General features: G+C 55.2%; 12 protein-coding genes. 6 read left to right on the forward strand and 6 right to left on the reverse strand.

Annotated elements, in window-relative coordinates; all coding sequences use genetic code 11:
- Positions 1–805: 805 nt before the first annotated feature.
- The 6 genes from KHO31_RS38635 (at position 806) to KHO31_RS38660 (ending at position 5101) form a co-directional block, all read left to right on the forward strand.
- Positions 806–1477: a PAAR domain-containing protein gene (locus tag KHO31_RS38635; protein WP_211626069.1), complete on the forward strand. Its 672-nt coding sequence runs from the start codon at positions 806–808 to the stop codon at positions 1475–1477.
- Positions 1478–2047: 570 nt separating this feature from the next.
- Positions 2048–2620 carry a PAAR domain-containing protein gene (locus KHO31_RS38640; RefSeq protein WP_201084433.1) on the forward strand — a complete coding sequence of 191 codons (573 nt, stop codon included), beginning with the start codon at positions 2048–2050 and terminating at the stop codon, positions 2618–2620.
- Positions 2621–3136 carry a PAAR domain-containing protein gene (locus KHO31_RS38645; RefSeq protein ID WP_201084432.1) on the forward strand — a complete coding sequence of 172 codons (516 nt, stop codon included), beginning with the start codon at positions 2621–2623 and terminating at the stop codon, positions 3134–3136.
- The gene (locus tag KHO31_RS38650; protein ID WP_211626076.1) at positions 3129–3845 is read left to right on the forward strand and encodes a M35 family metallo-endopeptidase; all 717 of its coding nucleotides are present in this window, start codon (positions 3129–3131) and stop codon (positions 3843–3845) included. The genes KHO31_RS38645 and KHO31_RS38650 overlap by 8 nt, the downstream gene beginning before the upstream one ends.
- A gap of 16 nt (positions 3846–3861) precedes the next feature.
- The gene (locus KHO31_RS38655; RefSeq protein WP_201084430.1) at positions 3862–4311 is read left to right on the forward strand and encodes a hypothetical protein; all 450 of its coding nucleotides are present in this window, start codon (positions 3862–3864) and stop codon (positions 4309–4311) included.
- A gap of 451 nt (positions 4312–4762) precedes the next feature.
- A complete protein-coding gene (locus KHO31_RS38660; protein ID WP_201087214.1) occupies positions 4763–5101 on the forward strand; it encodes a hypothetical protein in 339 nt (112 codons plus the stop codon).
- Positions 5102–5349: 248 nt separating this feature from the next.
- Here KHO31_RS38660 and KHO31_RS38665 read toward each other — a convergent pair whose 3' ends face one another.
- The 6 genes from KHO31_RS38665 to KHO31_RS38690 all read right to left on the reverse strand — a co-directional run bounded on the left by KHO31_RS38665 (position 5350) and on the right by KHO31_RS38690 (position 8894).
- Positions 5350–5769, reverse strand: coding sequence for an OmpA family protein (locus KHO31_RS38665; RefSeq protein ID WP_201084429.1), 420 nt, complete (start codon positions 5767–5769; stop codon positions 5350–5352).
- Positions 5770–5919: 150 nt separating this feature from the next.
- Complete coding sequence (locus KHO31_RS38670; protein WP_211620518.1) at positions 5920–6477, reverse strand: OmpA family protein; 558 nt, start codon at positions 6475–6477, stop codon at positions 5920–5922.
- A 90-nt stretch (positions 6478–6567) separates the two neighbouring features.
- Positions 6568–7056, reverse strand: a complete 489-nt coding sequence (locus KHO31_RS38675; protein ID WP_074285293.1) for a lysozyme inhibitor LprI family protein — start codon at positions 7054–7056, stop codon at positions 6568–6570.
- Positions 7040–7636 carry a lysozyme gene (locus tag KHO31_RS38680; protein WP_074285292.1) on the reverse strand — a complete coding sequence of 199 codons (597 nt, stop codon included), beginning with the start codon at positions 7634–7636 and terminating at the stop codon, positions 7040–7042. Before KHO31_RS38680 ends, KHO31_RS38675 begins: the two co-directional genes overlap by 17 nt.
- Positions 7636–8205: a PAAR domain-containing protein gene (locus KHO31_RS38685; RefSeq protein WP_211626078.1), complete on the reverse strand. Its 570-nt coding sequence runs from the start codon at positions 8203–8205 to the stop codon at positions 7636–7638. The genes KHO31_RS38680 and KHO31_RS38685 overlap by 1 nt, the downstream gene beginning before the upstream one ends.
- 17 nt (positions 8206–8222) lie before the next feature.
- A complete protein-coding gene (locus tag KHO31_RS38690; RefSeq protein WP_211626080.1) occupies positions 8223–8894 on the reverse strand; it encodes a PAAR domain-containing protein in 672 nt (223 codons plus the stop codon).
- Between the last annotated feature and the right edge of the window lie 805 nt (positions 8895–9699).

Consider the following 9699-nt stretch of genomic DNA (forward strand, 5'->3'; position numbering starts at 1 on the left):
CGTCATGGAAGGAGTCCTGCATATTGAGGCCGCAAGAGTAACCAGTCTCCTGAGTTGGTCCAACTGGCGACCACACAAATTGTGCGCCGATAGTGCTAGTTTTTCGTATTGGAGAGCGTCAACGGCGGGACGTGTTGCGGGTTGGGTCTTCGTAGTAGATTTGCTCATGGTGCGATTTCCGGTTCGTTCCTGAATCGCCCGACACTCGCTAAAAGATGGGTGAGCGGGCACGTAGGCGGATTAGCAGACCGGGTAGAGAATCAGAACCGGCGAGCCTTGCGGCTCTCCCCCCACGGCCCGCCCATAGAAAAGGCGCGCATGGCTGGGCACTACCCACTTTCGTAGGTAGTGCGACTCTCTACTGCAGGCTGCTAAACCCGCGCCGTTTTGTCTAACGGCAGGAACAATCTAACGCACCTATTTTTTAAGACGATCAACCAATCAGGCTAAACGCGCAAATTATAACTAATCTTTACATTTTCTCCGTGAATGGCGTGCGACTGCGCGGATCGCGTAAATCACCAAACGCCTCTTCGATACTCAGCACGTCTTCCCGCATCGCTTTTCCCCGGCCACAAAAGCCAGAGTCAACGCGCTTTCAAGCGGGTTTACTACAGTCCCGCCACCATCTGTAACGTTTCGCGCAATCGCCGTGGTACGGCATGAGTGCTTTGTGATTCCTCAGACTTTTCCTATTCGTTCTGTTTCTGTATTCAGCTAGGCTGGATTTTCTTCACGCGCTTAATAGCGTGCCTGCCCTTCCGTGGCAGCCGAAGCCGTGCTCATTCACGTAGGAGACTTGAAGATGCCGGAACAGAAGGAAAACCAGGCGACGTACCTGTTCGCCACCATCGGCGCGCGCACCGAGCGCGGCGGGCGTGTGTCTACCGGTTCAACGTTTCATCTTGCCGGTTTGCCGGTCGCGACCGTGGGCTGTGTTGTCACCTACCGCGACGGCAGCGAGGCCGTCATTACCGATGGCGCCGGTTTCGCTTTTGTCATTGCAGATCGCCCCGCTGCGATTGTCGGCAGCAGTCTCAGCAATGGCGACCGCATCATCGAAACGCTGTGGTCCGAGCTTGATGCTGGCGTAACTGTGAAGGATGGCGAAAAGATCGCGGGCCTGTTCGACCCTGCCTGGACGCCGCCACCAAGCAAACCCGTGGCTCGTTTCGCAACACGCGGCGCAACAACCGCGCGGGGCGGCGTCGTGCTCGAAGCGTCAAGCACCTGGGAAGTTGGCGAAACGCACCGATACGCCGCGAGCATTGGCGATTTCGTCCAGTACCAGGACGGCAGCCGCGCACGCATCATTACCGGCGTCGGCATTCCAGGCAATGCAAACCATGCCTATGCGGTCGTTGGCAGTCTGCTGGACAACGGCGATGTCATCACAGACAGCCCACACCGCGAGCCGCGCACGTCAACGACCTTTGTCCCCGTGGACGAACACCGCGCTGCGCTCACGCGCCAGTAAGGGGCACGGCATGATGTGACGGATCGCCGTGGTCGGCGACGGATTGAGCAGCGCGGGGCACGTTCTGCCGTATGAACAGCAACACGGCTTCTCATTCCATGGGCATAAAACCGCGCTCATTGGCGGCGAGGCTTACTGCCAGAAATGCAAAAGCGTCGGGCTGATTGCCAAGGCGGGCGGTCCCTACCGGATCAAGTACGGGCGACCCGCGAGGCCGCGCTGGATCCCGATATCGTGCTGTGCGAGTGCCCGACGCCTCCCCGCATCATTGCGAGGCTGGCAGGCGAATCATGGTGCGAGGATCGGGACGAAGGATACACGCGCGGCGCGAACCGATGCGCCGCGCAAGCCACTGGCGTGGATAACGTGCCCAATCGTTACGATCAGCAGTTCACGTTAACTGATGCGAATGGCAGACCGGTTGCCGGTCTGCGATATCGCATTCGTGTCAATTTGACAGTTATTCAGAGTGGCGTAACGGATGCAGGTGGCCGCACCCAGCGGATACGGACAGACGATATGAAACGGCTCTATCTGGACGTTATGGTTCGATATTTTGGGAGCTAAAACATGGCAGGCACCTACTATGCAGCAGTCGAAGGCGATCCACTGACAAGTGGAAAAGGTAGCCAGGTTTTCGCGACCGGGCATTGTGGAACGATTACGGATGAAAGCGGGCGGGCTCGCCGCATGGCGTTTATCGGTGATCCGGCTTATTGCGAGGCATGTGACAGCCAGGGCGTCATCATCGGGGGCGCGGGCGTAAGCGGCGCGCGTCGCATGATTGATCTGGTGAACGGCGGGCGACGCCAGGCGGTCGGCGGTGATTGGGTGTCGTGCAAGTGCCCTGAACATCCGCGCGTTATCGCTATTTACGGGCGTCGCTGGATTATCCGAGATGACGGCGACGCCGCCCCTTCAAGAGCCCGCGAAACGCCCGCGCCGCGCCTCATTTACGACGAACAGTTCACGCTTAACGATGGTAGCGGTCAACCACTTGCGAATTTCCGCTACCGGGTGCGTAACGGGGCGACGGTCGTAGCGAGCGGCGTAACCGATGCAAACGGCTGCACGCAGCGAATCAACGCGGAAGGCGCGCTGCGACTGACGCTAGAGGTTGACGCACACGGAGGAAGCGCCTGAATGCGAATCCCCATAGTAAGGCATGGCGACCCAACTACGACGCGCGGCAAGGTCGTTGCATTCAGTGCCACAATTGACGATGGTGGTCGAAAGATCGCACTTCACGGTGACCAGGCGACGTGTGGTAACTGCAAAGGCCTGTGGAAGATTGTTGGAACCGGTGAAGGTGTTGGCGAGCGGAGCCGGGCCGCAGCCATTAACGGCGATCACGTTTTATGCCCGTGCAAAAAGAACCGCGTTATCGCGGGCGCGGATGCCGGAATGTTCATGCACAAAGACACAGGCACAGCGAGCGCCACGCCACACGAAGCCCCACCAGCAGGCCAGTACGACGAGCAATTTACATTGCGCGATGCTGCCGGAAGCCCCCTCGCAAATGTGCGATACCGGATCGTTGTCGACGACGAACGGGTGATAACGGGAGCCACGAACGCGAACGGGAAAACCGAGCGCATCAAGACGGATGCTGCATCGAGTTTGAAGCTTTACACTACAGGAGCAATCGAAAATGAGTGACTTTTGGGGAAGCAATAAATACGGCTTCAAATCCAACGAGAATGAAGAGTGGTTTGAGGTTCACTCTGACGCAGTAACGAATACGACTCCTGGTTCAATGGTCCATGTGAAGATTGACACAACGCCGATTTGTCCAAATATGACCGACAAAGAATTTAGGGAGGTGGCGCGACGGTTGCTAAAGTGGGCCGCTGCTGCCGTTGATCGACGGTTGGCAGACCTAAGCCGCTACGACAGCGCGACAAAAGAACGAATGCAGTATTGGTTCAATCGAAGCGACGAAACAACGAGGCAATACCTTATAAGCGGCTTCACCCGTCATGCTGCCGCGCTCAAGTCGCTTACGCCTACCAGTTTGGTACGCTCAGACCCGAAGCTGGATAGGATGTTAGGCTGTGTGCCGAACATGAATAACGTCGAGCGGGAAGCTGCTCATGTTTGCGGGCCTAACACAAAGCGTAGGCTAGTGTCTATTGGCATGAAATTTTGCGATAGGTTGCGTGATCAGAATATGTTCGGCGATTCTCGTTTGTCTACACTCATTCACGAAGTGACGCATTTTACGGATACATTCGGTAGTACTGACGCTCGATATGGGCTTGATCCCGTTTCGGCGGGATGGGGGAGAAAAAACCCGGATCAGGCATTGCGCAACGCCGATACGCTTACTGGCTATATAATTTATGGCGAACCGCTTTTCGCGGGATAAAAAAGGAAGACAAAAAATGAATTTGAAGTCCATGGTTCTATTTTCGTTGTTTCCTATAGCGCTCGCCTTCAGTTCTAACACCTACGCGGAATGCAGCGGCTCGCAAAACCAGCCTTCTGAACAAGTGAATATCGCATTCGATGTTAACGGGTACAAAGTCAGCTTGGCGGAACGCTCGCGACTTGGTGAATGGGTGTCACGGATGAATGCTAAATATGCGATACAGGAGTGGGTAACGATAGTTGGAAGCGCATCGGAAAAAGAGGCAAATTCAAACGCCCTTGCGATGAAGCGCGCTGTTGCTGTGACGCAGGATGCCTTGGCGGATGGCCTAGTAAACGCACCGTTTCAACTTAAAACGCAGATATATCCGGTAGAGAGTACAGATATTCCCAGCGCTGAGTCCCGCGAAGTAACTGTACAGATTAGCCCAGGCTGCCCTCACAACTGTTGCGACGGTAAATAACGCTAACTCATGGGCGAAAAGTAGTGCTCCCTCGAAGCCCCGACTGCCACGGGGTTTCCCACATCTATAAACGAACATGAAATTAACACGTTTCGCACTCGCTTCGTTTGTTGTGTGCGCCGCGCTGGCCGAGCAAAGCATCGCAGCACAATCCACCGATACGCGACGCAGTGAATCCTCCAAATCTGACCCGGTAGAGCAACTGGCCCAAAAGCTCCCAAATTCCATGCAATACACGCTCACGGACGTAGAGCATAACGCGTTAGTTGGCGTCCCTTATCGGGTTACGTTTCCATCCGGCATAACCGCGCAAGGCGTAACCGATGCGCAAGGGCGAACCGTTCGGTTTCGGACGGTTCGCCCAGAACGTCTAACGCTCGCTGTGAAGTATCCGAAAGCGCACGTTATCACCGCCGAGCAATAATAACGCCGCTTCGGCGGGGCTTTCGTTATGCACGCGATGAAGGTGCCCCGCCGAGGTTCGATGAAACGGATTCTTCTCAGGTCGGCGATCTTGCTGATAAGTTCAATCGCAACGATTATCGGCGCGTTGTGCCTTGCGCGCTTCGTTGAGACGCTACAGATGAACATGCCGTATGCGGTTGATATGTTCTTACGTGGCGTCCTGAAGCTTTCCGGCAATGACGATTTGGCGAACCCGGATGACATGGAAGTTCTGGCGCTAACCCTTTATTTTCTCGTCGCACTGGTCGTCGTCGGTTGCGCGGTCTTTGCGTTCAATATCGCGCTGCGCCGATACTACGCAGCGAAAGGGAGAACGCTGCGTTAAGTGTTACCTTCCCCTGTTCGTGGACCGACTACGCGCTTCGCAACTTTAGTGACCGTATCGCCCGAAAGTGTCGCCTGGTTTCGTTCAAGTGGCGAATACTCGATCACGGTAATACTACAGGCACTCGCGAGCGAACTAGTGCCAAGCGTTGTACATGCGATGAAGAACGCAAGCGTGAGACATGCTATTTTCATGGCCTCTCAAAGAAGAAGCCCTGCGTATGCGGGCACTATATGGCTAACAGTGCGTTACTTATCTGCGCAGACAGGAATTAACGTTACTTCCGCTCTTGTACCCGTCGGCTCATATTTATCGTTCGGGATTGTGGGTTTGTAGACATGAGCTATAACGCCCATTGTGGCGGATCCGACTCCGAGAACATCTAGCGTTTGCTTAACGTTTTTGGCTCGATCTTCCGCGGTGCCTTGCGGATCATGTTCGCGCTTATCAGCCAAGCCGACGATAGAAACTCCTTCGAGAGTAGAACTTTTGCTGCGTGTATCTACGATCCAATTTGCAAGGGAGAGGATTTCTGAGTTATTGATCTCACTAGAATTGAAGTCGAAATTGATATCTTTCGTTTGTCCCGGTTGGCTCGCCGGACTGGAGCAAGCGAAGGCACTTGACATGGCAAGCGCGGATAGCATCGACAAGGCAATACGTTTCAATTTAATTCCCTTCAACGATGTAGCCAGTTACGCTGTCTGCGCTGTTGAGAACTAAATCGGAATTTCCTTGCGCCCAATCTCGCAACGTGCGAGCGATTGTGTATTTGTTATTCTTGGTCGCAAGGGTATCCATGACTAGGCACTGTGTTGCTATTGCTCCGGCGTGGTACCACCGCAAGGACTATCGCAACCGGTCAGCCCGCATGCAGGCTCGAATTCAACTTTTATCTGATTGCGCTCGCCCAAGGGCGCGGGCGAAGTAGCACGCCAGATCTTGGTATCGATGTTGATATGCTGCGGAGCTACTCCCAGACTCTGGAGATATCCACTCACGGACTCTGCACGACGGCGGGCAAGTACCGAAGCATCACGGTCGCGCTCATCCGCGAAGCCGTAGATAGCGACTGGCCCCTCCCTGGCGGCACTATCGCGAACGGTTGCCAGCAGGTCCGCTAGCTTTAGCAGATCAACGTTTGAAAGCGCAGTAACGGAACGTCCCATCTTGCCGCCGTACTGCAAGGCGAAACTGCATGCGTTAGCGTGACTCGCAAAAGAGACGCCGATAACGCTAGTCAGTGCAAAGGACGTACCAAGCAATATTGTCCGCATTCTTGAGAGCCATTGCGGGCTCGTTTTCTGCAAGGCGTTTACCAAGAAGTTGTCCAAACATAGTGCCACGAATGCAAGAGTAATCTCAATGGCTTGCATCATAGTCCCCGGAGCCAAACAAGCGACTGTCGGCGAGGCACCTTCGTCGCTCGCGTAAAGAAAGCCCCGCCGAAGCGGGGCGGACATTGCTCAATCGTCCTGACTGGGATTGGTTAATTCATCAAGACGCTGTTTCGTGATTCGGGTCATGCAATCCCAAAAGTCAATAAAGCGCAACGATGCCTGGCCAACTTGATACACTTCCGCGTAACACTCATTGTCCCTGTAGAGTTGCCAGTTTGATTGGGCTTTCTTGAAGAACGGAAGTGCTTCAGGTTCGTCATTAGCCCGGTGCCCCCGGTCGCTACCTTTCGTGACATTTTCTATCTGAGCGAATTTATTATTCAGAGTCTCAATAGCCGCCTCATAGCGAAATTGGGCGCAGGCAGACAAATCCATCGTACCCAGCATTTCGTTCTTGCAGTACGATGCAACCTGCTGACGGGTTTTCCCTGAAAAATACGTACTAGTAGGCTTTGCCTTTTTGTAGTCAAATTCAGCCCCGTAGATCGATGATGAGGCGTAGGCTGCATTGGCGATCAAAAGTAGAACAACCAATATACTAGTGGCGCGCATCATAAATCCCGGTTTCAAAGAGGTTGGCTTCCAGACGGCGACGCCATGGTACACGTTGCGAAACAAACGAACGGATTACGTCCCGCATTCTGTTGTACTCGCCGTGATTTAAAAAGTCCGCCAGGTGATTCGAGCGTGATTCTGGATACCACGGATCACCGTTTCTCGGATACGGTCCAGTATTAAAGAGGACTGACACGAGTGCATCATATTCGTACTGGTATAGAGGTACTCTAACATCCCGATTAATCGCGGCTTCGATAGGCCGCAAATTCACTTCAAAAAACCCTCTGGCGCGCTCAACCGATATCACGTCGCCAATCCTGAGATTATCGGCTGGAAGCACTTTGTGCCCAAATCCAACGGTAGGAATGCCGTACCCGTCGTCGTAGACCTTCACGATGAACCCATCAACAACCGGCTTTCCCTGATAAGTCCCATTTGTCACGCCGCTTTCGAGAACGGCCATAAAGGTATAGCCCTGGGGCGAAAGTTTCCACGGCTTGCAAAGCCGCCCCGATTGGACAACTACGCAGGAATTCGGATCGGTATTTGTCGTCGCGGTTGCGAGTGCATCAGACATTAAGCCTCCTGTCTGTGACCAAGATAAACACGAACGGACCGAGCGCCGTCCGTTTCATAACGTGCGGTGCGTCCGCGTGAATCGGTTACGCCGTGCCTCAAGTCACTGGAGGGCAGCTTGATCGTATAGTAGGTATCGGGCATCGCTTTGCCGTCGCCGTCCATCAATGTGAACTGTTCGTCGTATGTCGCTATCGACGGTGCACGCGACCGCGCGGCAGTCCCCGATGCGTCGCCGCGATCATGGATGACCCACCTACGCCCATACACCGCGATGATGCGAGGGTGGTCAGGACATTTGCATGACACCCAGTCACCCCCGACAGCCTGACGCCGCCCGCCGTTCACCAGATCAATCATGCGGCGCGCGCTGCTTACGCCCGCGCCTCCGATAATGACGCCCTGGCTATCACATGCCTGGCAATAAGCCGGATCACCGATAAACACCATGCGGCGAGGCCGCCCGCTTTCATCCGTAATCGTTCCACAATGTCCGCTCGCGAAAACCTGACTACCCTTTCCGCTCGTCAGTGGATCGCCTTCAACTGCTGCATAGTAGGTGCCTGCCATGTTTAGCTCCGTGCCCCTTACTGGCGCGTGAGCGCAACGCGGTGTTCGTCCAGGGGGACAAAGGTCGTTGACGTGCGCGGCTCGCGGTGCGGGCTGTCCGTGATGACATCGCCGTTGTCCAGCAGACTGCGAACGACCGCATAGGCATGGTTTGCATTGCCTGGAATGCCGACGCCGGTAATGATGCGTGCGCGGCTGCCGTCCTGGTACTGGACGAAATCGCCAATGCTCGCGGCGTATCGCTGCGTTTCGCCAACTTCCCAGGCGCTTGACGCTTCGAGCACGACGCCACCCCGCGCGGTTGTTGCGCCACGTGTTGCGAAACGAGCCACGGGTTTCCTTGGTGGTGGCGTCCAGGCAGGGTCGAACAGGCCCGCGATCTTTTCGCCATCCTTCACGGTTACGCCAGCATCAAGCTCGGACCACAGCGTTTCGATGATGCGGTCGCCGTTGCTGAGACTGCTGCCGACAATCGCAGCGGGGCGATCTGCAATGACAAAAGCGAAACCGGCGCCATCGGTAATGACGGCCTCGCTGCCGTCGCGGTAGGTGACAACACAGCCCACGGTCGCGACCGGCAAACCGGCAAGATGAAACGTTGAACCGGTAGACACACGCCCGCCGCGCTCGGTGCGCGCGCCGATGGTGGCGAACAGGTACGTCGCCTGGTTTTCCTTCTGTTCCGGCATCTTCAAGTCTCCTACGTGAATGAGCACGGCTTCGGCTGCCACGGAAGGGCAGGCACGCTATTAAGCGCGTGAAGAAAATCCAGCCTAGCTGAATACAGAAACAGAACGAATAGGAAAAGTCTGAGGAATCACAAAGCACTCATGCCGTACCACGGCGATTGCGCGAAACGTTACAGATGGTGGCGGGACTGTAGTAAACCCGCTTGAAAGCGCGTTGACTCTGGATTTTGTGGCCGGGGAAAAGCGATGCGGGAAGACGTGCTGAGTATTGATGAGGCGTCAGGTGATTTGCATAATCCGCGCAGTCGCACGCCATTCACGGGGCAAATGTAAAGATTAGTTATAATTTGCGCGTTTAGCCTGTTTGGGCGATCGTCCCAAAAAATAGGTGATTTACATTGTTCCTGCCGTTAGACAAAACGGCGCGGGTTTGACAGCCCGCTGAGTTGTACCGCACTGCCCGCGAAAGTGGGTGGTGCTCACCTATGCGTGCCTTTTCTATGGGCGGGTCGTGGTGAGGGAGCCGAAAGGCTCGCCGGTTTTGGTGCAACTCCCGGTCTGTCAACCTTGCTACGTGCCCGCTCACCCATCTTTCAGCGAGTGTCGGGCGATTCAGGAACGAACCGGAAATCGCACCATGAGCAAATCTACTACGAAGACCCAGCCCGCAACACGTCCCGCCGTTGACGCTCTTCAATACGAAAAACTAGCACTATCGGCGCACAATTTGTGTGGTCGCCAGTTGGACCAACTCAGGAGACTGGTTACTCTTGCGGCCTCAATATGCAGGACTCCTTCCATGACG

It is taken from the genome of Paraburkholderia domus (assembly GCF_905220705.1).
GTDB classification, from domain to species: domain Bacteria; phylum Pseudomonadota; class Gammaproteobacteria; order Burkholderiales; family Burkholderiaceae; genus Paraburkholderia; species Paraburkholderia domus.